Annotated in this window: 18 protein-coding genes, 5 pseudogenes and 1 riboswitch; of the genes and pseudogenes, 12 read left to right on the top strand and 11 right to left on the bottom strand. The window is 70.0% G+C overall.

Annotation, left to right across the window (positions count from 1 at the left end; translation table 11 throughout):
* Positions 1-145 precede the first annotated feature (145 nt).
* Positions 146-364 (top strand): hypothetical protein, encoded by a 219-nt coding sequence (locus tag ACIQFU_RS24855; protein WP_402554366.1) that lies wholly within the window; start codon positions 146-148, stop codon positions 362-364.
* A 516-nt stretch (positions 365-880) separates the two neighbouring features.
* Here the strand turns inward: ACIQFU_RS24855 and ACIQFU_RS24860 are convergent.
* From ACIQFU_RS24860 to ACIQFU_RS24870, 3 genes are all read right to left on the bottom strand, one after another.
* On the bottom strand, positions 881-1,324 hold the full coding sequence (locus ACIQFU_RS24860; protein ID WP_402554367.1) for a nuclear transport factor 2 family protein: 444 nt from the start codon (positions 1,322-1,324) through the stop codon (positions 881-883).
* Positions 1,325-1,443: 119 nt separating this feature from the next.
* On the bottom strand, positions 1,444-1,848 hold the full coding sequence (locus ACIQFU_RS24865; RefSeq protein ID WP_402554441.1) for a transposase: 405 nt from the start codon (positions 1,846-1,848) through the stop codon (positions 1,444-1,446).
* Between the two features lie 213 nt (positions 1,849-2,061).
* Complete coding sequence (locus ACIQFU_RS24870) at positions 2,062-2,781, bottom strand: transposase (protein ID WP_402554368.1); 720 nt, start codon at positions 2,779-2,781, stop codon at positions 2,062-2,064.
* Between the two features lie 469 nt (positions 2,782-3,250).
* Between ACIQFU_RS24870 and ACIQFU_RS24875 the strand changes: the two are divergent.
* Together ACIQFU_RS24875 and ACIQFU_RS24880 are read left to right on the top strand one after the other, a co-directional pair.
* Positions 3,251-3,655 (top strand): annotated as a pseudogene (locus ACIQFU_RS24875) (transposase); the annotation flags it as partial.
* A gap of 172 nt (positions 3,656-3,827) precedes the next feature.
* On the top strand, positions 3,828-4,319 hold the full coding sequence (locus ACIQFU_RS24880) for a transposase (RefSeq protein ID WP_402554369.1): 492 nt from the start codon (positions 3,828-3,830) through the stop codon (positions 4,317-4,319).
* A gap of 240 nt (positions 4,320-4,559) precedes the next feature.
* Here the strand turns inward: ACIQFU_RS24880 and ACIQFU_RS24885 are convergent.
* A pseudogene (locus tag ACIQFU_RS24885) lies at positions 4,560-5,452 on the bottom strand (helix-turn-helix transcriptional regulator).
* Positions 5,453-5,740: 288 nt separating this feature from the next.
* Between ACIQFU_RS24885 and ACIQFU_RS24890 the strand changes: the two are divergent.
* Positions 5,741-6,855, top strand: a pseudogene (locus ACIQFU_RS24890) (zinc-binding dehydrogenase); the annotation flags it as partial.
* A gap of 1,470 nt (positions 6,856-8,325) precedes the next feature.
* Positions 8,326-9,150: pseudogene (locus ACIQFU_RS24895) on the top strand (IS5 family transposase); the annotation flags it as partial.
* 35 nt (positions 9,151-9,185) lie between these two features.
* On the opposite strand, the gene ACIQFU_RS24900 reads toward ACIQFU_RS24895, so the two are convergent.
* Complete coding sequence (locus ACIQFU_RS24900; RefSeq protein WP_402554370.1) at positions 9,186-10,010, bottom strand: alpha/beta fold hydrolase; 825 nt, start codon at positions 10,008-10,010, stop codon at positions 9,186-9,188.
* Positions 10,011-10,105: 95 nt separating this feature from the next.
* Between ACIQFU_RS24900 and ACIQFU_RS24905 the strand changes: the two are divergent.
* From ACIQFU_RS24905 to thiI, 5 genes and pseudogenes are all read left to right on the top strand, one after another.
* Positions 10,106-10,663, top strand: a pseudogene (locus tag ACIQFU_RS24905) (3-hydroxyacyl-CoA dehydrogenase family protein); the annotation flags it as partial.
* 442 nt (positions 10,664-11,105) lie between these two features.
* A riboswitch (cobalamin riboswitch) is annotated at positions 11,106-11,329 on the top strand.
* A 173-nt stretch (positions 11,330-11,502) separates the two neighbouring features.
* The gene (gene nrdI, locus ACIQFU_RS24910; protein WP_402554371.1) at positions 11,503-11,943 is read left to right on the top strand and encodes a class Ib ribonucleoside-diphosphate reductase assembly flavoprotein NrdI; all 441 of its coding nucleotides are present in this window, start codon (positions 11,503-11,505) and stop codon (positions 11,941-11,943) included.
* A complete protein-coding gene (nrdE, locus tag ACIQFU_RS24915; RefSeq protein WP_402554372.1) occupies positions 11,940-14,108 on the top strand; it encodes a class 1b ribonucleoside-diphosphate reductase subunit alpha in 2,169 nt (722 codons plus the stop codon). Before nrdI ends, nrdE begins: the two co-directional genes overlap by 4 nt.
* A gap of 34 nt (positions 14,109-14,142) precedes the next feature.
* Complete coding sequence (nrdF, locus tag ACIQFU_RS24920) at positions 14,143-15,165, top strand: class 1b ribonucleoside-diphosphate reductase subunit beta (RefSeq protein ID WP_402554373.1); 1,023 nt, start codon at positions 14,143-14,145, stop codon at positions 15,163-15,165.
* Between the two features lie 9 nt (positions 15,166-15,174).
* Entirely contained in the window at positions 15,175-16,437 is a 1,263-nt protein-coding gene (thiI, locus tag ACIQFU_RS24925) for a tRNA uracil 4-sulfurtransferase ThiI (protein WP_402554374.1), read from the top strand.
* Between the two features lie 7 nt (positions 16,438-16,444).
* On the opposite strand, the gene ACIQFU_RS24930 is transcribed toward thiI, so the two are convergent.
* The 3 genes from ACIQFU_RS24930 to ACIQFU_RS24940 are packed head-to-tail and all read right to left on the bottom strand — an operon-like array spanning position 16,445 to position 20,030.
* Positions 16,445-17,581, bottom strand: a complete 1,137-nt coding sequence (locus tag ACIQFU_RS24930; protein WP_402554375.1) for a bifunctional 2-methylcitrate synthase/citrate synthase — start codon at positions 17,579-17,581, stop codon at positions 16,445-16,447.
* A gap of 32 nt (positions 17,582-17,613) precedes the next feature.
* Positions 17,614-18,522: a methylisocitrate lyase gene (gene prpB, locus ACIQFU_RS24935; RefSeq protein WP_402554376.1), complete on the bottom strand. Its 909-nt coding sequence runs from the start codon at positions 18,520-18,522 to the stop codon at positions 17,614-17,616.
* The gene (locus ACIQFU_RS24940) at positions 18,522-20,030 is read right to left on the bottom strand and encodes an MmgE/PrpD family protein (RefSeq protein ID WP_402554377.1); all 1,509 of its coding nucleotides are present in this window, start codon (positions 20,028-20,030) and stop codon (positions 18,522-18,524) included. The genes prpB and ACIQFU_RS24940 overlap by 1 nt, the downstream gene beginning before the upstream one ends.
* 211 nt (positions 20,031-20,241) lie before the next feature.
* Here ACIQFU_RS24940 and ACIQFU_RS24945 point away from each other — a divergent pair, with 211 nt between their 5' ends.
* Positions 20,242-21,699: a short-chain fatty acyl-CoA regulator family protein gene (locus ACIQFU_RS24945; protein ID WP_402554378.1), complete on the top strand. Its 1,458-nt coding sequence runs from the start codon at positions 20,242-20,244 to the stop codon at positions 21,697-21,699.
* A 22-nt stretch (positions 21,700-21,721) separates the two neighbouring features.
* Here ACIQFU_RS24945 and ACIQFU_RS24950 read toward each other — a convergent pair whose 3' ends face one another.
* The gene (locus ACIQFU_RS24950) at positions 21,722-22,180 is read right to left on the bottom strand and encodes an NUDIX domain-containing protein (RefSeq protein WP_402554379.1); all 459 of its coding nucleotides are present in this window, start codon (positions 22,178-22,180) and stop codon (positions 21,722-21,724) included.
* Between the two features lie 60 nt (positions 22,181-22,240).
* On the opposite strand from ACIQFU_RS24950, the gene ACIQFU_RS24955 reads away from it, so the two are divergent.
* Positions 22,241-22,834: a histidine phosphatase family protein gene (locus ACIQFU_RS24955; RefSeq protein WP_402554380.1), complete on the top strand. Its 594-nt coding sequence runs from the start codon at positions 22,241-22,243 to the stop codon at positions 22,832-22,834.
* Positions 22,835-22,967: 133 nt separating this feature from the next.
* Here ACIQFU_RS24955 and ACIQFU_RS24960 read toward each other — a convergent pair whose 3' ends face one another.
* Together ACIQFU_RS24960 and ACIQFU_RS24965 are read right to left on the bottom strand one after the other, a co-directional pair.
* On the bottom strand, positions 22,968-23,315 hold the full coding sequence (locus ACIQFU_RS24960) for a hypothetical protein (protein WP_402554381.1): 348 nt from the start codon (positions 23,313-23,315) through the stop codon (positions 22,968-22,970).
* A gap of 93 nt (positions 23,316-23,408) precedes the next feature.
* Positions 23,409-23,875, bottom strand: a 467-nt coding sequence (locus tag ACIQFU_RS24965; RefSeq protein ID WP_402554382.1) for a CbtA family protein, incomplete at its 5' end; no start/stop codon positions are given.

Below are 23,875 nucleotides of genomic sequence, written 5' to 3' on the forward strand. Positions count from 1 at the left end.
GTGCACCACCACAGCCCGTGAACGTCCCTCAGGCGGCGTGTGATGCGCAAGGGGGGTGCTGGGGTGACGCGACCGGTGCCGTACGCCTGTGCGCCCCGCTGCGCCCACTGCCCGACGCAGGCCGGACCGTCGCACGGTCGAGCGTATGGCGGATGCGCGGGTGCAGGCGTGTGCGGGGCGCGGGGACGGCTCAGACTGCCCGAACGGGGAGACCGAGGAACTGGTCGACGGGGTGCGGTGCGAGGAGTGCCGGCACCACTGGGAGCTGGACCAGACGGAGCCGGCACGACGCCTGCCCACCGATGAGGGGCTGACGCGGCCGCACGGGAATGTGCGGGAGGCCGGGCCCGGCACCGCGGCGTAGGCCTGCGCGGGCGTCGTCGCCGTACGGGAACCGTCCCTGCCGTCAAGGACGGGTGGCCGTCGGCCCGCGCCGGAGACGGCGTGAGCTTCGCGTTCGCGTACGGCCGGCGCGGCGCGGACTGCATCGTCCGGGGCGAACCGGGGCACGTCCTGGAGACGCCAGAAGTACCGGGCGGACGGCCCGGCTTCGCGTGCTGGAGCCTCGACGCGAACTGCACCCCCTCGCGCCCTGCCGTGGACCGACGCAGACCAGTCAGTCCCGTACCCGCCGACGGGGAGTGCCTCTGTGTCTTTCGTCAAGCGGCGCGCGGCGTTCCGGGTCCGTAGAAGGTGCTGTCGGGGAGCATCGCGACAGCACACTGGTGCGGTGGCGGACCAGGCGCAAGGGAGCTGGGGTGCGGGTCTTTCCGAAGACCGCGCTACGCCACCCGCTCGGCGCGCGGACCATCTCCGCGAGGGCCTGCCCCGGCACCAGCCAGGTCGCAACTCGGGAGGGCAGGACTCAGGAAGGCGGGACTCAGGAAGGGGTGCACGCCTCGGCGATCGATACGCTGTTCTCGTAGAGGTGATGCCGGGTGATCCGGCCCTCCTCGACGGTGAGGCGCAGCGCGAAGGGGCCCTCGAAGGACTTCCCCGTCGCGCGCACGGTCCCCGAGAGGTACCCCGTCAGGACGGCGTCGGTGCCGTCGACGAGGAACGTGTCGACGAAGGCCCGTGCATCCTCGGCCACCGTGTGCTCGGCCAGCTCCGTGAACTGGGCGGCGCATTCGGCTCCGGTGGAGCGCGGCCGGATCCACGGAACGGCGGGGTTCTCGGCGAGGAGCCAGTCGACGTCGTCCGCGAAGAGCGCGACGAGCCGCTCGACGTCCCCGGCCATCCGGGCGGCGAGGAACTCCTGGACGACGTGGCGGGTGGTGCCGGTGACGGAACTCGCGGTGAGGTCAGCGGACTTGACGGGCATGGTTGCTCCTCGCGCCTTAGGTGCCGGAACCCTCGTCGGGATCTCGCTGGCATGTACCACGCTGCCGCAGCAGGGAAGCGCGGTCGATTACGTCAGGGGTAAGGGCCGGGTGGAGGGCTTCACCGTCCGCCGTCAGGCCCGAGTTGGCCATGCGACGGCTGCCTCGGGGGTGCGTGGTCCGTAGAAGGTGCCGTCGCGGAGCATGACGAAGAGCACGCTGACACAGTGGCGGGCGAGGCGGAAGAGGGCTTGCGTGTGGGCTTCCCCGCATGCCCGGCATGTGTCGTCACAGGTGCGGCAGGCGGGATCGTGCAGGACGGCGAAGGCGGAGAGAAACATGGCCCGCCGGAGCCGCCGGTTCCGCCTCGGGGCGCGTGTTCGCCGTGGACCGAGGTGCCGGACGACTTCACGGCGGCCGGGGCAAGGCCGGCGTAGGAGGCGAGATGGACGGCGGTGGAAAAGCCGGTGCCGTCGCCGACGGCGGCCAACAGCACGACGGCGGTCCTGACCGCGACCCCCGGCATCGGGGTCGGGACCGTGGAAAGAGACTGGTCCTCCAGCAGGGCCTGGATCTGGGTCTCCAGGGCCCGGCACTGTTCGTGGACCGCGGCGAGGAAGCAGGCCGGCGAGGAAGCAGGCCGGCGAGGAAGCAGGCCGGCGAGGAAATGACCACATCGAGAGTGCCGGTGCAGGGACGACGACGCCCTGTTCACCGAGGGCGTCGAAGACGTTGTCGATCAGCCGGGCGGCCCCGCGCGGGGCCCTGGGCCGAAACACCCCGACGAGTCTGCGGCGACCGGCGTTCCGCAGCGCCGCCGGGCAGCCGTGGCGTTCCAGCAGCCAGGCGCCGGCGGGGTGGTCCGGACGCGGCCCGAGGACGCACTCCAGGCCGGGGGGAACCGGATGAGCAGGCCGCGTATCCGGTTGGAGGTGCACGTGGCCTCGGCCGCGAGGTCCTGGCCGACGCCGACGAGCACGGTCAGCTCGGCGGTGATCTCGTCGGTGAGCTCCAGCGAGCGCAGGATGTGCGGCCTGGCGCGGGCCGCGTCCGCGATCACGGCGGCGTCCTTGGCATCGGTCTTGGCCTCGCCCGCATACAGGTCGGCGATCCGGCGCACGGCCAGGCCGGGCAGGCGACCTGGCAGCCGGCATCCCGGGCGACCATGAACGGGAAGGCGCCGACGGAGACGGGCTGGTCCACGATGACCAGGACGGTGCCGGACGTCGCGGCCAGCTTGTCGAAGACGGCCCGCAGTTTCGGCCCGCAGTTTCGGCCCGCTGTTGGGCAGCTGCCTGTCGACAACCTTCTCGCCGACCGGGGCCAGCCCATGGCCGTGATGAGTACCCCTGCCGACGTCCAGGCCGAGGAAGACGCCCACGCCCTCGGTGGCGAACATTGCGCCCTTTCCGAGGGAGTTGAACGTGCCGGCCCCGGCACCGGTGGCGTACGCGCGCATCCACGTTATGCAGACCTGCCACCCGCGAACTGTCCGGCATCACGCCGGACCGGATGGTGGCCGGACCTCCCATCAACGTCCCCGACGGCACCCCCCGGGCCCGGCGACACACCCCCAGGCCATGCCTTCGACAGGGGGACACAGTCATGCCCGGCCCGGAGGCCAGCGGCCCCCTTGCAGGACCGCGAAAAACACAACTGTGAGAGTTCTTCTGCGGCCCGGGACGGGCTGCTGCCAGGCTCGGCGCTCGTGATCCGGCATGACTCGCAAAATAACTGGCGCCCCATCAGGGGCTGCCGTGCCCCCGAGATGTCTGCCGGACGCGGGCGCCGACCTGGCCCACCCGTTGGCTTGATCAGCAGCTTGTCCGCCTCACGGCGTGACTCATCACAGTTCCGCCACGTGGTGACTCCACCCAGGCCGACGCCGACCACGGCCCGTCCGCCCGGAGGAGAACAACCGCGTGACCATGCTCGCAGAACACCTCGACGGCGTCACCGGAGTCGACACTCACCGCGACACGCTTGCCGCAGCCGCCATCCGCCCCATCAGTGCTGTCCTGGAAACCACCGACGCACCCGCTCACACCCGCGGCTACCGGCGCCTGTTGGAGTTCGCCCGCCAGCACGTGCCCGGACGCCGCTGCTGGGCACTCGAAGGAACCGGCAGTTACGGCGCCGGCCTCGCCTCTTTCCTCGAAGACGCTGGTGAACGCGTTGCCGAGGTCTGTCGCCCCAAACACCCGCCCGTCCGCGAAGGCCGCAAGACGGACATGCTCGATGCCATCCGCGCGGCCCGCGAGGCCCCGGCCACCGAGCACGTCATCCAGCCCCGAAGCCGCGGAGAACGCGAGGCGATGCGCGTGCTGCTGGCCACCCGGCAGAGCGCGGTGCACGCCTCCACCGCAGCCATCAACCAGCTCAAGGCGCTGATCGTCTCCGCGCCGGACGACCTCCGCGCCGAACTCCGACGCCTCAGCCGACCGCAGCAGGTCACACGCTGCGCTGACCTCCGTGACCGCCCAGCGCTGTCCGCCAAGCACCGTAATGACCATCCGCGCCCTGCGGTCTACTGCCCAGCGCATCCGGCACCTCCAGGCCGAGGCCCGCGAGCTGGAGAAGGAACTCCTCCAGCTCGTTGGCAAACAGGCCCCCGAACTACTGGAGATGCTTGGCGTTGGCGCGATCACCGCAGCCCAGATCCTGGTCAGCTGGTCGCATCCGGGCCGGTTCCGTTCCGAGGCTGCTTTCGCCTCCTTCGCCGGCGTCGCGCCGATCCCGGCCTCGCCGGGCCTGACCAACAAGCACCGGCTGAACCGGGGCGGCGACCGCCAGCTGAACCGAGCGATGCACACGATCACCCTGACCAGGATGAGGCCGGACCCCACCACGAAGACGTACATCGCTCGCCGGATCAGCCAGGACAAGAGCTCCCGCGACGCCCAGCGATGCCTCAAACGCAACGTCTGCCGCCAGATCTTCAAGATCCTCGAACGAAGGAATCAGTCGAACGAGGAAGAGCTCTCTCAAACGGCTTGACACGACATAGCAGCCCCGGGGGCGGCGGCCCGGAAACGTGGCCGGCACGACGGCCCGCCGCCCCCGCCAACGTCACCACTCCCCGTCGTTGTCTGTCCCCCCACGGGACCGTCCGCCCCCCCCGGGGCAACGGCACCGTGCGGAACACGTCGTCGGCGACCGGGGTGCGCGGCAGCCGTGCGCTCGCGGTCGCCGTCCACGACCCTGCTTCGGCGCGGCGCGCCCACCGAAGCAGGGTCGTCAGCCGGCACCCTGCTCCATGGGGGCGCCGACGCTCTGGGCGGCTGCCCAGCAGGCCAGGAGACGCAGGCCCTCTTCAGAGGACGAGCCGGATTCGGCGGTGTAAACCGTGAGAGTGAGACCGGGCACGGCGGCCATCTCGAGTCCCTCGTAGGCGAGCGTGAGACCGCCGACGGTGTGGTGAGGGTGAGACCGCCGACGGTGTGGTGAGGGTGAGACCGCCGACGGTGTGGTGGTGGAAGCGTTTGGTGCCGGTGCCGTGGTGGCGGACGTTGCGGGCACCCCAGCGGGTGCGGAACTCGCCGCTGCGGGTGGACAGCTCACCGACCAGGCCGTGGAGGCCCTTGTCGTGGGGACTGCGGCCGGCTTCGGTACGCAGGATGGCCACGGCCACGGCCACGTCAGCGGCCCGGTCCCCGTCGGGACAAAAGCGCCGGGAGGCAGGGCCGGCGAACTGGAAGCAGGCCAGGTTGAACCGGTTGCCGGCCAAGGCGCAGACGTCGTCGCAGAAGGCGCGGGCCAGCTGGTTGGCGGCGAGCAGGTCCATGCGGCCGTTGCACACGAAGGCCAGGCCCGCGATAACGGCGTCCAGAACCCACTGCAGGCTGCGGCGCGCCTTCCCCAGCACGACGCGGCACCGGGAGCGGGTGAACACGCCGGAGCCGTCGGCAGCCTGCGCCGGATTCAGCAGATGGGCGCGTTCCGCGTCGCCGAGCCGCAGGGCGCGGGCGACCACTTCAAGGACAGCAGGGAAAACCCCGGCGAGATTGCCGCGCTCCAGCCCGGCGTACTACTCCACGGCTCACATCGGCGAGCACGGCGACCTCACTGCGGCGCAAGCCCGGCACCCGTCGGCCGCTGCCGCAGGGCAGACCGGCCCGCCCGGGAGTAATCTACGCTCGCCGCGAGACCAGGAACCCGCGGACCTCTTCCTGGTTGTCCACACCTTCGACGGCACGTCCCGCCGCATCCACAGGAATGTACTGGCCGTACACCCCCTGACGGTGTCCCGCTCCCCGCGCCAAGAGCGCGATACCTGGACGACGACGTGATGCTCTCCGCCCGGCCATCACGACGGGATCCCCCACCCGGCCCTGCACCCGGCCCTGCACCCCACCACCACCGCCACCCCGGGAGCCGCCGGGAGCCGCACGCCCCGGCACGCGAAAGAAGCTCCCCCCATACCCGGCGCAGTCATTCACGCCCCCGACGACGTCGTCCGCTTCCAGTCCCTGGACAACCCGCAACTGCCCCACCCCACCGACACGACCACCCGCACGGCCGTCACCCGTACCTGCGGCACCGTCACCCGTACCTGCGGCTCGCACCCGCGGCCCCACCGGGGTACCGACCCGATCGGCAACCCGCACCCGACGGGCCACGAACACGTCGAGCACGTCGGCTCCGTGGAGAAGACCGGCGCCGCCATCACCACCGTCAAGCCGGGCCAGTCCGTCACCGGCTCCTTCACGGCCTCCGCCAACACCTGCGCACACTGCACCAACGGCCCCCAGTCCAGCCGCCCGCACCACACGTTCATCCCCGCCTGCCAGGCTGCCGAGCACAGCCGCGTCCCCACCACCCAGGGCACCCTGGTCGCCACCCACGAGGTACCCGGCAAAACATGGTGGCCAGGGCTGCCAGCCGGCTCCCAGGCCCCGGGCACCAGCCGGTGAGCCGCACACGCCGCCCCGGCCCGCCCCGGCACGGCCCGGCACGACCGCCGCGGCCGCCGGCGACGGCGCCAGCCGGCCTGTGCGCCGTGAACACCATGAACGCCATGAACGCCATGAGCGCCGTGAGCGCCGTGAGGGCCGCCAAGGAAACGGACGCCGCGCGGACCACCGCCATGCCCCGGCACACGAGCCGGCAGAAACCCGCCTGCGAGTTCGACGCCACCGACATCGTCACCGAGCGCGGCGACGACGGCGTGAAGCAGACCAAGGAGCGGACCGGCGGGACCGGCGCCGACAGCGTCCCGGAGTGCGCCGGCACCACCAAGGCCATGAGCCAGGCCCCGCACACCGCCCGACCCGGCGGAAACACCGGCCCCGCCGGCGGCCCCCACGAAGCCGCCGTCGACGGGCAGGAACTGTCCTTCTCCCACGCCGGCCTGCGCGGCGGCCCCGCCCCCGCGCGCCGCTACCTGACCCACCTGACCCACCTGACCGACCGTGTCCTCTCCGGCCGGACCGGCCCGGGCAAGGTCCCCGACCCCCACCCTGCCCCGGACCAGATCACCGACGGCTGCCGCGCGATGGACAAACGCCGCACCGTCACGACCCTCCTCACCCCTGACCCGCCATCCACACAAGGAGCACCCCGTGCAGATCACCCACAGCTCGATCGACACCGCCAAGGGACCGGCCCACTGGTTCACCGGCAACGTCTACATCGACCCGTCGCCGCCGCCCCCGCACCGTCCCGGGTCACCGCGTCCCTGGCGCACTTCACGCCCGGCGCCCGCACCCACTGGCACCGCCACCCGCTGGACCAGACCGTCTTCGTCACCGAGGACATCGGCCTGTGCCAGCACCGCGGCGGCCCCGTCGAGGTCATCCGGCCCGGCGACCGCATCCTGTTCAAAGCCGACGAAGAGCACCGGCACGACGCAGCCCCGAACCGGCTCATGGTCCACGTGGCCATCAACCAGGGCGACGACACCCACGACGTCGTGCACTGACGGAACCCCATGACCGACAAGGAGTACACCACCGCCCCGGCCACCGGCTGACCTCGCAGCCCGCCCGGCTGCCGACCGACCACGCCGGCACCCCGGCCGGAGCCGCCCCCGCCCAGACGCCCGTCGTGGCGCCGCCCGGTTCGGCGCCGGCCGCCACCACCTCGCTCTCCCCCCCCAACGCCGAGCACCCCGACGCCCCCGCAGCCGAACTCAACGACGACGGCATCCGGACGCGCGGCCTCACCTCCGACGCCCCCAACCCCGCTCCCCCGACCCCGGCCCTCACCGCAGCGGCCAGAGCCGAGACCGATCAAAATCCTCCAGTTCAGCCCGGCACCCCGCGGCGACTCCATCAAGCCGGACCCGGAGACAACCGCCGCGATCCGGCGGATCCCCCGGCCCCCTCCGTCAAGGACCCGGCAACCTGCATGAACACCATCCTGCCCGGAATACGGGAGCCGGACCGAGGCACCCTGCTCATCGTCAACGGCAGCAGCCCGGTACTCCCCACCCCCGGAACAGACCAGAACAGACCAGAACAGCCCGGAACGGACCGGCACCCCGACCGCGTTCACCGCCGAGACCGCCCACACCACCACGCTCCACGACACCCCGGCGCCATCCACACCACTCACCCCCGTCCCCGGCGCAATCCAGCCAGACACCGAGCACTCCAGCCCGCCGGCACCGGCCAAGCACCTCCACACCATCCATACCGGGCGCGGCGCCTTCCAACACCACACCGACCCCATGACCGCCCCACCACCCCAGGAAACACCCCACATGAACTGCGCAGCCCACCCCGCTCTGAACCGTGCCGCCCCACCACACCAGCCCCTCACAACACCGACCCACCCCCACACCCCTCGCCCCCCGACGGGAGAACACACGCGAACCCACCAACAACCTCACCACCCAAGCCACCCACGCCACCCGCACCACCTCCCACACAAGCCCGACCACCACACACACCCTCACCGAAACCAGCACCACCGCCGACCCCGCCGACATCAACGAAAACGCCGTCAACACAACAACCAAAAACCCACCGACACCCGCCACCAGGCCCACAGCCCCACCAACGACAACACCAACGAGGAATGGGCTCGGCTGAAACCGCATCTGCCCAAGTCCGGCACCCGAGGCGGTCGTTGGGCGAGCCATCACAGGGTCATCAACGGCATCATGTACCGGAATCGGACCGGGGTACCACGGCGGGACCTACCTACACCTTTCAACAAGTGAAGGACCGCGTCGAGCACCACAGACACTGCTCGGCCGACCGTACGTGGGACAGGAACTTCTCAGCCGACCCGGCCCACGCCGACACTGAAGAGCCACATCGAACCGTCGAGGGTGAACGTGGATTCCACCTCGCGCCACACCCAACAGCACACCACCACCATCCGCATCAACACCCCCTGCCCCAGCACCAACACCCCAACGATCGACCCCATGATCAACAGCAGCGAACTCGGACGCTCCCGGGGCGGATTGACCTTGCAAGAGCCATCTTGCAGGTCAAGGCGGCCCCCGCCCATTGGCTGTGCTGCTGACGCCAGTCCAGTGGGGCGACGCCCCGCAGCTCATCCCGGTCATGGAGCGCATCCGCGTCGGCGGCGACAAGGCGTATTCCTCGCGCCGAAACCGCCGCCGCCTGCGACGACGCCAGATCAAGCACACCATCCCCGAACCGAAGAACCAGCGGGCCAACCGCCGGAGCAGAGGAAGCAGAGGCGGTCGGCCCAGCGGGTTCGACAAGATGATCTACAAGAGGAGGAACGAAGTTGAGCGGACGATCACGGCCTCAAGGACTGTAGGGCCGTGGCCACCAGGTACGGCAAGCGTCGCTTACATCTTCCACGGCACGTCACCGTCGCCGCGATCCGTCTGTGGCTCAGGCCGTGACGTGACCAGGCCGGTCCGGCAGTCCCTGGAAGGCTTCAGGAGCGCGGCAGGAAACGAATGATCTCCGCCGCCACGGCTTCAGGGACAACCGACGGCGCAAAGTGCATCTGGCCGGGGAACGTCGTGCAGGTGACGTGGGACAGCGCGTTGGCGAGCCGGTCGAGAGTTGCCGGCATCGGCTGCCAGGTGTCGGCGCCGCGCATCAGCAGCGTCGGGGCCGTGACGGTGGACCAGCGCCCCGTATCCGCCGAGTCGGCGGCCATCGATTCGAGGTCGCGCTGCCAGCCGGGCGAGTCGTCGGGTTCACTGTCAGCGGGCTCGCCCGTATCCATGAGCTCCAGCAGCGCGGCCGGGACGCGGGCCACCTTCTCCGCCAGCAGCCGATCGGCCCGCCGTCGGTCGCCCTTCGCGGTCAGTGCCGCGAACTCGTCCCGCACAGGTGTCAGCTCGTCGCCGGCCGCGTACAGCGGCGGTTCCCACAGCACCAACGACCGAACCGGCAGCCCGGATGCCCCGGCATGCAGGGCGACGGTGGCGCCATAGGACATCCCGACCAGGTGGACGGGGCGGCCAATTTTGGTGATCAGCGCGTCAAGATCCCCCACCTCGTCAGCGAAGCGCTTCGGTGATCGGCCCGGCCCGCTCGGGGCATACCCTCGGCGAGCGGGCATCCAGAGCTCGAACCGGGCGGCGAGATGTTCGGCCACCGGCTGCCAGGAATGCAGTCCACCGCCGGAGCCGTGGACCAGGACGACCGGTGGCCCCGACCCGAGCTGCCGGTAGCTGATGGCGGTTCCGTCGAAGGACTCCAACGACGCTGTGGCCCCGCAGGACTCTGACAAGTTGATCTCGCTCGGCATGCCAGGACCGTTGCACGGTCGATCCGGGGCGGTCCACCGAATTTCCCGCAGCTGAAGCAGCCACCCTCAGCCCGGCTCCATGATCCGCCGGACAGGCCTTAGACAAGATCGTCGAAGATCCGGCGGCTGTCCTCGCCGCCAGCACCTCCTCCCTGGCTGTCATGCGGCTCGGCATGGCGACCGCTCGCGCGGACCGGGTCGTCGGCCTGCACTTCTTCAAACCCGTTCCCGTACTGCCCCTGGTCGAGGTGGTCACCTCGCTGCACACGTCCACCGAGACGACCACCTCGGTGGAGGACTTCGCGGCCCGTACGCTCGGCAGGACGGTAGTCCACTCGAAGGACAGGGCCGGCTTCGTCGTCAACGCGCCGCTCATCCCCTACCTATTCTCGGCCGTGCGGATGGCGGACTCCGGGTTCGTCACGGTCGCCGACATCGACGCGGGTGTGGAACGGGGCTGCGCACACCCGATGGGCCCACTGAGACTGGCCGACCTCGTCGGCCTGAACACCGTGGCCTCCATCGCGGAATCCCTCTACGACGAGTTCCGCGAATCTCTCTACGCTCCGCCTCCGCTGCTCCAGCGGATGGCAGAAGCGGGGCTGCTGGGCCGGAAGACCGGCCGGGGGTTCCACACCTGCGACCAGGGCTGAGGGCCTGATAAGACGCGGGCCGAGGGGCACGCAGCGTCACAGGGGCGAGGGTCCCTGCGGCGTGACAGGGAGGGGCGGTGAGCGCGAGCGCGGCGTTCACCGGCCCTCCCGTGCCGGCCCACTGCCTTCTTCGGTCAGTCCGCGGCAGGCCATCGTGGACGACAACCCCATGATCGCCGTGTCCGAAACAGTTTCAGAGTCTGCTGACCATGCTCAGACAGCTCGGCAGCCAGACCGCCAAGCAGCGCCTGCTGCGCGACACCTTGGCCGACCTGAGCGAGTTCCTGGACACAGTGGCGCGCACCCCATGTACGCGCCGTAACCGGAACAGAACACTCCCCGAGAAGCCGGAATCCGTCCGACCATACCAGAACTTAGGTATACCTAAATTCCCACCACGACACAACATCTGGGCCGCGCATGCCGACCCAGTTCTAGATGTAGTGTTGTCGGTGCTGGTGGTTCGCCGGGCACTGTTGTGTTCGGCGGCGCAAGAGGGAACCCGGTGCAAAACCGGGACTGCCCCGCAGCGGTGAGCGGGAACAACCGCCGTCACAAGCACTGGGTCCACCATGCCGGGCCTGGGAAGCGACGGCCAGTAGGAGTCTCGTACGACACGAGACACGCCCGCGAGTCCGAAGACCTGCCACCGGTGCGCACGCCGGACAGCGGTGTGCGCGCTCCGAGGCCCCGAGGGAGGGCCAGGTGGCAGACGCACGGCCCCGGGTGAGGCGTATCGGTTTCCTCCCGTCGCCCCGGTGTTCCGCCGCACGTCCTGCACCGCTCCTCCTCCTGGTCCTCGGTCACGGACGGGAACGAGCGAGAGGAGACGGCGGCCGATGAGCGGTCTCGTGTATTTCTCCAGCGTCTCGGAGAACACCAGGCGCTTCGTGGAGAAACTGGCCCTGCCGGCAAGGCGGATCCCCCTGCACCCACGTCGTGAGGGCATGCCGCAGGTGACCGAGCCGTATGTGCTGATCACTCCGACCTACGGCGGCGGTGAACGCGCGGGCGCGGTGCCCAAGCAGGTGATCCGCTTTCTGAACATCGAGGCCAACCGGCTGCTGCTGCGCGGAGTCATCGCCTCCGGCAATACCAACTTCGGCGCCGACTACTGCCTGGCCGGCCGGGTGATCTCGGCGAAGTGCCGGGTCCCGGAGCTGTACCGATTCGAACTGCTGGGCACGGACCGCGACGTCCGCGCCGTGAGGGAAGGGCTGCAGGAATTTTGGACACGACACTCGTCAACCAGGCGGACGGCGGAGCGGCAGGCGGCATGAGCACCCTCCCCACGGCGGTCACGGTCCCCGCGGCGCAGCGCGAGTCGGTCGGCACGCGCAAGGACTACCACGCGCTCAACGCCATGCTGAACATGTACGACTGCGACGGCAATATTCAGTTCGGCGAGGACCGCGAAGCCGTACGGCAGTACTTTCTCCAGCATGTGAACCCGAACACCGTGGAGTTCGGGTCGCTCAAGGAGAAGATCGACTACCTCGTCGGACACGACTACTACGAGGAAGCGCCGATCCGGCGCTACCGCTGGGAGTTCCTTGAGGACCTCTACCGGCAGGCGTACGCGCACGAGCACCGCTTCCGCACCTTCCTCGGGGCGTTCAAGTACTACACGTCGTACACGCTCAAGACCTTCGACGGTTCCCGCTACCTGGAGCGCTACGAGGACCGGGTCGTCGCCACCGCCCTGTTCCTGGGTGCCGGCGACGAAACCCTCGCCTCGCGGCTCGTCGAAGAGATGATGACCGGCCGGTTCCAGCCGGCCACCCCGACCTTCCTCAACGCCGGCAAGGCCCAGCGCGGCGAACTGGTCTCTTGCTTTCTGCTCCGCGTCGAGGACAACCTGGAGTCCATCGGACGCGGCATCAACTCCGCCCTCCAACTTTCCAAGCGCGGTGGCGGCGTGGCGCTCCTGCTGACGAACCTGCGCGAGCAGGGGGCGCCGATCAAGAAGATCGAGAACCAGTCCTCCGGTGTCGTCCCGGTGATGAAGCTCCTCGAGGACTCCTTCTCCTATGCCAACCAGCTCGGCGCGCGGCAGGGAGCGGGCGCGGTGTACCTGCACGCCCACCACCCGGACATCATGCGGTTCCTGGACACCAAGCGGGAGAACGCGGACGAGAAGATCCGCATCAAGACTCTGTCGCTGGGCGTGGTCGTCCCGGACATCACCTTCGAGCTCGCCAAGCGCAACGAGGACATGCACCTGTTCTCGCCCTACGACGTGGAGCGCGAGTACGGCAGGCCGCTGGCCGACCTGTCGGTGAGCGAGCACTACGACGAGATGGTCGCCAACCCGCGCATCCGCAAGACCACGCTCAGTGCCCGCGAGTTCTTCAAGACCGTTGCGGAGCTGCAGTTCGAGTCCGGCTACCCGTACCTGCTGTTCGAGGACACGGTGAACCGGGCCAACCCGATCCCGGGCTGGATCAACATGTCCAACCTGTGCTCGGAGATCCTCCAGGTCAACACTCCCAGCACCTACGACGCCTCGCTCGGCTACGATACGGTCGGCCGGGACATCTCCTGCAACCTGGGCTCGCTGAACATCGCCGCCGCGATGGCCTCCCCCGACCTCGGCGCGACGGTCGAGACGGCGGTGCGCGGACTCACCTCCGTCTCCGACCAGTCGAACATCGACGCCGTGCCCTCCGTGGCGCACGGCAACGACCTGTCCCACTCCATCGGCCTCGGCCAGATGAACCTGCACGGCTACCTCGCCTCGCAGCGCGTCCACTACGGCAGTGAGGAGGGCGTCGACTTCACGAACATGTACTTCTACGCGGTCGTCTTCCACGCCCTGCGCGCGTCGAACCGGATCGCGATCGAGCACGGCACGGCTTTCGACGGCTTCGAGAACACGGCGTACGCGGACGGCTCGTACTTCGACAAGTACACCGAGCGGGTGTGGGAGCCGGCCACCGAGCGGGTGCGGACGCTGTTCACCGACGCGGGGATCGCCCTGCCCACGCAGGGCGACTGGCGCGAGCTGAAGCGGTCCGTCATGGAGCACGGCATCTACAACCAGTACCTCCAGGCCGTACCGCCCACCGGTTCCATCAGCTACATCAACGACTCGACCGCCTCCATCCACCCGATCGCCTCCAAGGTCGAGATCCGCAAGGAGGGCAAGCTCGGCCGCGTCTACTACCCGGCGCCGCACATGGACAACGACAACCTGGAGTACTTCCAGGACGCGTACGAGATCGGCTACGAGAAGATCATCGACACCTACGCGGCGGCCACCCAGCACGTCGACCAGGGTCTGAGCTGCACCCTCTTCTTCCGGGACACCGCCACCACCCGCGACCTGAACAAGGCGCAGATCCACGCCTGGCGCAAGGGCATCAAGACCCTCTACTACATCCGGCTGCGCCAAGAGGCCCTCGAAGGCACCGAGATCGAAAACTGCCTGTCCTGCACCCTGTGACCCCGCCCTCCCCCACCTTCTGGAAGCACGCACCATGACCACGACTCCCCCTGCACCGACCGAGCTGTCGGTCACGCCGCCCTCCTACCGTCACGACCCGGCCGCCCGGCTCCGGCCGGTCAACTGGAACCGCGTCACCGACGAGAAGGACCTGGAGGTCTGGAACCGGCTCACCGCCAACTTCTGGCTGCCCGAGAAGGTCCCGCTGTCCAACGACGTCAAGGACTGGCAGCAGAAGCTCACCGCCGAGGAGCGTACGCTCACGATGCGGGTGTTCACCGGCCTGACCATGCTCGACACCGTGCAGGCCACGGTCGGCGAGATCGTCCAGATCCAGGACGCCCGCACCGAGCACGAGGAGGCCGTGTACACCAACATCGCCTTCATGCAGGCCGTGCACGCCCGCAGCTACTCCTCTGTCTTCTCGACGCTCTCCACCACCCCGGAGATCGACGACGCCTACCGCTGGGCCGTGGACAACGACGTCCTCCAGCAGCGCTGCAAGACGGTCCTGGAGTACTACTACGGCGACGACCCGCTGAAGCGGAAGGTCGCCTCCACCCTCCTGTCCTCGCTGCTGCTGTACGCGGGCTTCTATCTGCCGCTGCACTTCTCCACCCACGCCCTGCTCACCAACACGGCCGACATGATCCGGCTGATCCTGCGCGACAAGGCCGTGCACGGCTACTACTCCGGCTACAAGTACCAGCGGGGCCTGGAGAAGCTCGACGCCGCCGGTCAGGAGGAAATGCGGGCGTTCACGTACGACCTGCTGGAGAAGCTGTACCAGCTGGAGCTCCAGTATTCCGGCGAGCTGTACGAGCCGCTCGGACTCATGGACGACGTGGCGGTCTTCGTCCGGTACAACGCCAACAAGGCCCTGATGAACCTCGGTTACCCCGCCCGCTTCGACGCCGAGGAGACCGAGGTGAACCCGGAGATCCTCGCGGCGCTGTCGCCCGGCGCGGACGAGAATCACGACTTCTTCTCCGGGTCCGGCTCCTCGTACGTCATGGGCAAGGCCGAGGACACCGCCGACGACGACTGGGACTTCTGAGAGGTTGCCGTGTCCGACACACCCCGTGTGCCCGCTCCCCGTGGCGCGTCCGACCGTCTCGGCTCGTGCGTGCTGCTCAAGCACGGCGAGATCTTCCTCAAGGGCCGCAACCGCCACCTTTTCACCGAGCGGCTGCACGACAACCTGCGCCTCGCACTGCGCGGGATCGGCGGCTCGACGTGGATCAAGACCGCGCAGAACGTGACCGTACTGGGCGGCCAGGTACCCCAAGAGGCTCTGCTGGAGCGGGCGCGCAGGGTGATCGGCTTCAACTCGGTGGAGCCGGCCGTGCGGGTGCCCAGCGAGCTGGAGGCCATCACCGCGGCGGCGGTGGAGGCGCTGGCCGACGCCCGGCACGGCGCCACGTTCGCCGTGCGGACCAGACGGCGGGACAAGCAGTTCCCGTTGACCTCGTCCCAGGTGGACGCCCACGTCGGGGCCGGGGTCCTGGCCCGGGTCCCCGGCCTGCGCGTGAACCTGGCCCGGCCCGATGTCGTCCTGGCGGTGGAGATCGACCGCAAGGAGACGTACCTGTCCCGCGAACGCCTCCCGGGCCTTACCGGGCTGCCCGTCGGTTCCAGCGGCCGTGCCCTGGTCCTGCTGTCCGGCGGCTACGACTCACCGGTGGCCGCCCATCGGGCCATGAGGCGCGGCCTGGCCTGCGACTTCGTACACTTCAACGGCGCCCCGTACACCAATCCGTCGTCGGTGTACAAGGCGTACGCCCTGGCCAGGGAGCTGAACCGCTACCAGCCGCCCGGCCGGCTGCACGTCATCGCTCTCGGGAAGGCCCAGAAGCAGATCGCCGTGGCCGGGGCGGGGCGGCTCCAGGTAGTGGCGCAACGCCGTCTGATGGTGCGCACCGCGTCGGCGCTGGCCGCACGTACCGGTGCGGAGGCGCTGGTGACGGGCGACAGCCTCGGCCAGGTGGCCAGTCAGACGCTGGCCAACCTGGTCGCCGTGGACGAGGCGGCGGCACTGCCCGTGCTGCGGCCGCTGATCGGCTGGGACAAGCAGGAGATCATCGACGAGGCCGCGTCCATCGGCACAGCCGGGATCTCGGTCTTGCCCGACGAGGACTGCTGCAGCCTGCTCGCACCTCCGCGGGTCAGCACCCGCGCCGGGCTGCCGCAGCTGCACTCCGTCGAGAGGCGTCTCGACCTGGACGAGGTGGTCGAGACGCTTCTCGACGCTGCTCAGGTGCTGTGTCCGGGGACGGACGCCGAGGAGGTGCCGGCCGCCTCGGACGACAGTTGTGCGGCCTCCGTCTGACGGGTACTCACGCCGCGCCCGGTACCGCCCGCTGGCCCGGGCCGTCGTACGAGGCCAGGGGGCGGATCAGCGCGTTGTGGGCAAGCTGCTCGGTGATGTGCGCCGTCCAGCCGGTAATCCGGCTCATCACGAAGATCGGCGTGAAGACCGGGATGTCGAAGCCCATGAGGTGGTAGGCGAGCCCGGCCGGGTAGTCCAGGTTCGGGTGTATCCCCTTGCGGTCGACCATGGCGTGCCGCAGGGCGGCGTGCAGGGTGGCGAGCCGGGTCACCTCCGGGTCGGCGACCCGCGCCACCAGCCTGTCCAGGGCGTCCTGCATGATCGGGACGCGGGAGTCGCCGTGCTTGTAGACACGGTGGCCGAACCCCATGATCTTCCGCTTGGTCGCCAGCGCCTCGTCCAGCCACGCCTCGGCCCGCTGCGGATCGCCGATCTCCAGCAGCATGTGCATCACGGCCTCGTTGGCGCCGCCGTGCAGCGGTCCCTTGAGGGCGCCGATCGCGGCGGTGACCGCACTGTAGAGGTCGGAGAGGGTGGAGGTGACGACGCGGGCGGTGAACGTCGAGGCGTTGAAGCTGTGTTCGGCGTACAGGGTCAGGGAGACCTCGAAGCAGCGGACCACGTCCGGGTCGGGCACGCTGCCGAAGCACATGTGGAAGAAGTTCTCGGCGTACCCGAGCGACGGGTCGGGCGGGATCGGGGCCAGGCCCCGGCGGCGCCGCTGGTCCGCTGCCACGACCGTGGGCAGCTTCGCGAACAGGGTGAGGGACTTGGCGCGGTTGGCGGCGAGGCTGCCGTCGTCCTCGGTGGGGTCCTCGGCGCCGAAGAAGCTGACGGCGGTGCGCAGGACGTCCATGGGGTGGCACGTCTCGGGCAGACGGGTGAGCAGTTCGAGTGTGGTGCGGTCGAGGGGGCGCAGGGCGCGTTCACGGGCCTGGAAGTCGCGGAGCTGCCCGTCGTCGGGGAGTTCGCCGTACCAGAGCAGGTGGGCGACCTCCTCGAAGGAGCGGCGGGCCGCGAGGTCCTGGACGGGATAGCCGCGGTAGGTGAGGGAGTTGGTGTCCTGGATGACGGTGGAGATCTCGGTGGTGTCGACGACGACACCGGCGAGACCGCGGTGGATCCCGGGCGCGGTGGTGGTCATGGGGTGCCTGCCTTCGTGGGTCAGGTGCCGGGTCAGTTGCCGGGCGGGAGGGTGAAGTCGAAGACGGCCGAGTCGAAGGCCGAGTACTCCTCGTAGCCGAGGAGTTCGTACAGACGGGAGCGGGTCTGCATGCGCGGCAGCAGGGACTCCTGGGTGCCCTCCGCGGCGATGGTGCGCAGGCCGTCCTCGACCGCGCCCATCGCGATGCGCAGTAGGGTGACGGGGTACAGGGCGATGTTGTAGCCGAGGTTCTCCAGGGTGGCCGTGTCGAGGAGGGGCGTCTTGCCGAACTCGGTGAGGTTGGCGAGCAGCGGCACGTCGACGGCCTTGCGGAACGCCTCGTATTCGGAGATGTCGGCGAGGGCTTCGGGGAAGATCGCGTCCGCGCCGGCGTCGACGTACGCCCTGGCCCGGTCGATCGCGGCGTCCAGTCCCTCGACCGAGCGGGCGTCGGTGCGGGCCATCAGCAGGAAGTCCGGGTCCCGGCGGGCGTCGACGGCTCCCCGGATCCGGCGGACCATCTCCTCCCGGGGCGTGATCGTCTTGCCGTCCAGGTGGCCGCAGCGCTTGGGGTTGACCTGGTCCTCCAGGTGCAGTCCGGCCAAGCCGGCGTCCTCCAGGAGCTGGACGGTGCGGGCCGCGTTCATGGGTTCGCCGAAGCCTGTGTCGGCGTCGATGAGGACGGGGAGGTCGGTGACGCGGGTGGTCTGCTGGGCGCGGGCCGCGATCTCGGTGGAGGTGGTCAGGCCGATGTCGGGCAGACCGAGGTCGGCGGCCAGTACCGCGCCGGACAGGTAGGCGGCGTCGAAGCCGGTGTCCTGGATCAGGCGGGCGGACAGCGGATTGATGGCGCCCGGCATGCGCAGCAGCCGGCCCGAGGCCAGTTGTGCGCGGAAGGTCCGGCGGCGCTCGGCGGGTGTGGTCCGGGTGTGCAGCGCCATCAGAACAGTCCCTTCGGCAGGCTCGCGTCGTACGCGGCGACGGCGTCGGCGTCGACGGCCGGGAAAAGGCCGTCCAGATCGACCGCAGACAGCTCCGCGAGGCGGGCGGCGGTGTCCAGGAACGCCTTCTGCGCGGACTCGGTGACGACGCCCTCGGCGAGCGTGCGGAACTTGCCGACGTATTCGGTGCGGTCGAAGGGCCGGGCGCCGGCCGGGTGGGCGTCGGCGACGGCGAGTTCGTCCTCGATCACCGAGCCGTCGTCGAGGGTGATCACGGCGCGTCCGCCGAAGGCGCGGCGGTCCGGGTCGGGGTCGTGGTAGCGGCGGGTCCACTCCGGGTCCTCGACCGTCGTGATCTTCCGCCACAGTTCGACGGTCTCCGGGCGCCGCGCGTGCTCGGGGGCGTAGGAGCGCTCGTGGTGCCAGGTCCCGTCCTCCAGCGCGACGGCGAAGATGTACGGCACCGAGTGGTCGAGCGTCTCCCGGCTGGCCGAGGGGTCGTACTTCTGCGGATCGTTCGCACCCGAGCCGATCACGTGGTGGGTGTGGTGGCTGGTGTGCAGGACGATCGAGCGCACGTTCCGCAGCGGTCCGGCCTTCTCCCGCAGTCGCCGGGCAAGGTCGATGATCGCCTGTGCCTGGTACTCGGCGGAGTGCTCCTTGGTGTAGGTGTCGAGGATGGCGCGACGCGCTTCGCCGGGCTCGGGCAGGACGACGGTGTAGTCCGACTCGGGACCGTTCAGCATCCAGGACAGGAACCCGTCCTCGCCCTCGTAGATCGGCGAGGGAGACGTCTCGCCGCGCATCGCGCGGTCGACGGCCTCGATGGCGGCCTTGCCGGCGAAGGCGGGGGCGTACGCCTTCCAGCTGGAGATCGCGCCCTTGCGGGACTGCCGGGTGGCGGTGGTGGTGTGCACGGCCTGCTGGATCGCCTGGTACACGGTCTCGGTCGGCAGCCGCAGCATCGCTCCCAGGCCGCCGGCGGTGGCGGCGCTGAGGTGGGCCACGTGGTCGATGCGGTGTTCGTGCAGGCAGATGCCCTTGACCAGGGCGACGTGGAGCTCGTACGCGGCGATCACTCCGCGCAGCAGGTCGGCGCCGGGGCGGCCGGTGTGCTGGGCCACGGCGAGCAGGGGCGGGATGTTGTCGCCGGGGTGGGAGTAGTCGGCGGCCAGGTAGGTGTCGTGGAAGTCCAGTTCGCGGACCGCGGTGCCGTTGGCCCAGGCGGCCCACTCCGGGGAGACCCGGGCACGGCTGCCGAAGACGGAGGCGCCGGGGGTGGTGGCGCGGTGGGCGGTGGCCTGGGCGCGGGCGACGGCGACCGGGCGGCGCAGCAGGGACGCGACGGCAACGGAGGCGTTGTCGATCACCCGGTTGACCGCCATGGCGGCGCTGTCGGTGTCCAGGTCCTGGGTGCCGGTGGCCACGGCGGCCAGCTTCCAGGCGAGCTGCTCCTCGCGCGGAAGCCGGTCGGCGCTGGGGTGGACACGGACGTGGTGCTCGATCACGGGGCTCCTCGTGGGGTTCGGACGGTCCTGGCCGGTGCTGATGTGATCGACGGTGCCCGCTCCTGCGCCGTGCGGCCACCTCTCCAATCTGCGGAATCCCTACAACCCGGAGCTGCGAATCTGCGGATTCTGCGAAGAAGGCGGATGCTATGTTCGCAAGCGGCGCCTGCCGGAATGTCCCGCTTTCCGGCCTGTGACAAGGAGGTGCGCCGTGCCACGAGGAGCAGCCGGTCGCAAGGTCTATGCCCACGCCAAGCTGCGGCGGCTGCGTCGCGAGCACGGCATGAACCAGGTCGACATGGCGCGCGCCCTCTCCATCTCCACCAGCTACGCCAACCAGATCGAGCAGAGCCAGCGACCACTGACCGCCTCCGTGCTGCTCCGGATCGCGGAGGTGTTCGGTGTCGACGCGGAGTTCTTCTCCGACGCCGACGAGGACCGACTCGCCGCCGACCTGCGGGCCGCGCTCTCCGACGAGGCGTGCGGGGTGAGTCCGCTCGCCCCAGAGGACGTCACCGAGGCCGCCCGCGACCACCCCGACGTGGCCCGCGCCCTGGTCGCACTGCACCGCCGTTACCGCGACACGGTCGAGCAGGCCGCCGCTCTGGGATCCCCGGGACGGGTCGGCGCTCTACTGCATCCGGCCGAGCCCCACGACGAGGTGCGAGACTTCTTCTACGCCCACCACAACCACTTCGAGCCGCTCGACACCGAGGCCGAGCGGACCGCTCGCACGCTGGACCTGCGTCCCGGTGAAGCGGCCGCCCCGCTGACGGGGCTGCTTGCCGAGTGCCATCGCGTTCGCGTCGTGCAGGCGGCCCCCGGACGGTCGGGCGACGCCAGGCGCTTCGTCCCCGAGACGGGACTGTTGTTCCTCTCCCCCTGGCTGAGCGACGGCCAGCGTGCCTTCCAGCTCGCGACTCAGTTCGCCCTGCTGGAACACGGCGCGCTCCTGAGGCAGTTGACAGACAGCTCACCGGGTCTGCGCTCGTCTGAGTCACGGGCGCTGGCGCGTATCGGTCTCGCCAACTACTTCGCCGGTGCGCTCCTCATGCCGTACACCGCCTTCCACACCGTGGCCGAGGAAGTGCGCTACGACGTCGAACTGCTGTCGGCCCGCTTCGGCGTCGGCTTCGAGACCGTCTGCCACCGCCTGAGTACTCTGCAACGCGGCGGACACCGCGGGGTGCCCTTCTCCTTCCTGCGCGTCGACCGGGCCGGCAACATCTCCAAACGGCAGTCCGCGACCGACTTCCACTTCTCCCGGCTGGGCGGCACCTGTCCCCTGTGGACCGTGTACGAGGCGTTCTCGGCGCCCGGCAGGATCCTCACCCAGGTCGCCGAGATGCCCGACAGGAAGCGGTATTTCTGGGTCGCGCGCACCATCACGCGCGGCGGATTCGGGCACCACGCACCGCGCGCCGAGTTCGCCGTCGCCCTCGGATGCGAACTCCGCCACGCCCACCGCCTCGTCTATGCGGAGGGCGTGGCCCTGGACAACCCCCGCGCCGCGACACCGATCGGGCTCGGATGCCGGATCTGCGAGCGCCGTGACTGCGCCCAGCGTGCCAGGCCACCGGCGGGCGGCCGATTGGCAGTCGACCCCGACCGGCGGACCTACGTGCCCTACCCCGTCGAGCCCCGCACCGGGCCCGTCCAGTCGTCGTGAACGGGTGCCGACGCCGGTTCCCTCATGAGGCCAGGGCACCTCGCCGTCTCAACATGGGCAGCACATGGTCCGTCAGCGCGGGAGCGAGGCGTATGTCGTGCTCGTACCCGGTGATCCAACGCAGGTCGGCCAACTCGGAGGCCGGCGACGGGAGCTGGTCGATCTCCGTTTCGAAGACCGTCATCCTCATCGGCACGCCCTCCAGCGCGGCAGTGGCTTCGACGGCGGTGAGCAATCGCGGCGTGAGCGGCCGAACCCCGAGTTCCTCGTCCAGCTCCCGGGTCAACGTCTGCAGTGGTTCCTCGTCGCCGTCGGGCTTGCCGCCGGGCAGATAGAAGATCTCAGGAGCCGCCTTCTTGCTCACCACCAGAAGGCGCTCCGCCTGGACCACGGCCGCGGCCACCACGACGAGGGGTCTCGTCGCGCCGGTGTCCAGACCGGGATCGCCTCCAGCCGCGTCGATCTCGTCCTCGTGTGTCATACGCTTTCCTTCCTCTCCCCGCCGGCCGGAAACCCATGCAGCAGCAGGAGGCGCCGCCGCGTGACCAGCAAAGTCATTCTCATCTCTCCCGCGACGAGCCAGTCGCTGCGGCAGGCCCGCTTCGACGACGGCGGACCGCTCGACGAGGCGGGCACCGCTCGTGCCCGTGCGGCGGCCGGCTCGCTGCCCCGGGCCGGCCGTGTCGTTCTCTCCCCTGGGAGTGTGCGGTGCCACGAGACAGCCGTCGCTCTGCTGCTCCTTGGTGAGGAAGAGCCCGGCCTGGCGCCCCTCAACGTGGGTCGGTGGCGGGGCCTGACTCTCGACGAGGTCGCCGCCACCGAACCCGAGGGGATGGCCCGCTGGCTCTCCGACCCGACGTGGGCGCCGCACCATGGTGAGTCGGTGGAAGACATGTGCGCCCGGGTGGGACAGTGGCTCGAGACAGCGCAGGGGAGCGAGAAACGCACGCTGGCCGTGGTGGAGCCGGAGATTGTGCGAGCTGCCGTCGTGTGCGCGCTGGGGCTGCCCACCACTGCCTTCTGGCGGCTGGACGTCCCGCCCCTGTCGGCCACGGAGCTCAGCGGCAGATCCGGCCGGTGGAATCTGCGGCTGGGCCGTCGGCTGGACGTCTCGGGCGCCGCCGCTGCTCCGTGAGGACGCGGGCCTCGTCCTCGCCCGCCCGTTCCTGCCGCCTCCCCTGAGTCGCCCAGGGGCGGACGACCGGGATGCGTGGCTGGGTCACATCGACCCACGGCGGGGCATAGTCTTCCGGCCGTTCGACAGATGGTCAGGATGAGAGGTCCCGGTGCCGGCGCAGTAGCTTGGCGATGGTGCAGCGGAGACAGCCACTGTCCTGCTCCGAGGGCCCGCTGTCACCTGCGGCGCACGTCGGAGGGCAGTCCTCCCATTCCGTAGTGGCACCCTCGCGGCAGCCCTCCGGAGGCCCGACCAGTTGTTCCAGTTCCGTCAGTAACTCCGCGGTGCGTTGCGCCTGTTGAGCGAGTACCCGCACGCGGGCGCTCTGGCCGCCGATCTGCCGGCGGCTGGCGATCAGCTGCTCGTACTCCTCCACGGTGAGCGCCACCGCCTCGTGGCCGCCGAGGGTGATGTGGCGCGGTCGGGGTAGCTTGGCCACTCGTTTCCTCCGCTCCCGATGCCTTCACTGCCCGGAGAACGCGAGAGGGCCTGCGGGTGGTTCCGCGGGCCCTCACATGTGGTCGCCTTCCGGTCAGTGGGGAGCGGCTGCCGTCGAGGCCGGGACCACAACGGCGGGCCTGGGGTTCAGCAACCGCTCGGCCAGTTCGCCGAAGAGGAGACCGAAGCCGCCCCACAGGGTGACCTGCATGGCCAGCGCCGAGACTCGGAAACGCCACAGGACGGTGGCCGGGAAGTCACTCGGCACTTCGTTGACGGCCGGCAGGAAGGCGAACGCGAGGCCGATCACGATGGCGAACCCGGCTACCGCGACGACGGTGGCGTACCAGGTGCCCAGCCTCGGCGTGATCCGCTTGCCGAGGATGGCCGCGGCCACGGCGAGCAGCACCGCGAGCACCATCATCAGGAAGTACAGAGTGGTCCGCTTGCCGATGGTGTCGGGATCGCCGACGGCCGGCGGGTTGGCCGGGTACTTGAGGAACGGCACGACGTAGACGGCGAGCAGCGCGCAGCCGGACAGCAGCATCGCGGTGGCCCGCG

The organism is Streptomyces sp. NPDC093065, from assembly GCF_044754585.1.
In the GTDB taxonomy this organism is placed as follows: domain Bacteria; phylum Actinomycetota; class Actinomycetes; order Streptomycetales; family Streptomycetaceae; genus Streptomyces.

Coding starts and splice junctions, on each gene's coding strand:
- nrdE (WP_402554372.1), top strand. CDS start 11,940: ATGAGCACCCTCCCCACGGCGGTCACGGTCCCCGCGGCGCAGCGCGAG.
- ACIQFU_RS24930 (WP_402554375.1), bottom strand. CDS start 17,581: ATGACCACCACCGCGCCCGGGATCCACCGCGGTCTCGCCGGTGTCGTC.
- prpB (WP_402554376.1), bottom strand. CDS start 18,522: ATGGCGCTGCACACCCGGACCACACCCGCCGAGCGCCGCCGGACCTTC.
- ACIQFU_RS24865 (WP_402554441.1), bottom strand. CDS start 1,848: ATGCCGGGGGTCGCGGTCAGGACCGCCGTCGTGCTGTTGGCCGCCGTC.
- ACIQFU_RS24950 (WP_402554379.1), bottom strand. CDS start 22,180: ATGACACACGAGGACGAGATCGACGCGGCTGGAGGCGATCCCGGTCTG.
- nrdF (WP_402554373.1), top strand. CDS start 14,143: ATGACCACGACTCCCCCTGCACCGACCGAGCTGTCGGTCACGCCGCCC.
- ACIQFU_RS24880 (WP_402554369.1), top strand. CDS start 3,828: ATGACCATCCGCGCCCTGCGGTCTACTGCCCAGCGCATCCGGCACCTC.
- nrdI (WP_402554371.1), top strand. CDS start 11,503: ATGAGCGGTCTCGTGTATTTCTCCAGCGTCTCGGAGAACACCAGGCGC.
- ACIQFU_RS24870 (WP_402554368.1), bottom strand. CDS start 2,781: ATGCGCGCGTACGCCACCGGTGCCGGGGCCGGCACGTTCAACTCCCTC.
- ACIQFU_RS24860 (WP_402554367.1), bottom strand. CDS start 1,324: ATGCCCGTCAAGTCCGCTGACCTCACCGCGAGTTCCGTCACCGGCACC.
- ACIQFU_RS24855 (WP_402554366.1), top strand. CDS start 146: ATGGCGGATGCGCGGGTGCAGGCGTGTGCGGGGCGCGGGGACGGCTCA.
- ACIQFU_RS24900 (WP_402554370.1), bottom strand. CDS start 10,010: ATGCCGAGCGAGATCAACTTGTCAGAGTCCTGCGGGGCCACAGCGTCG.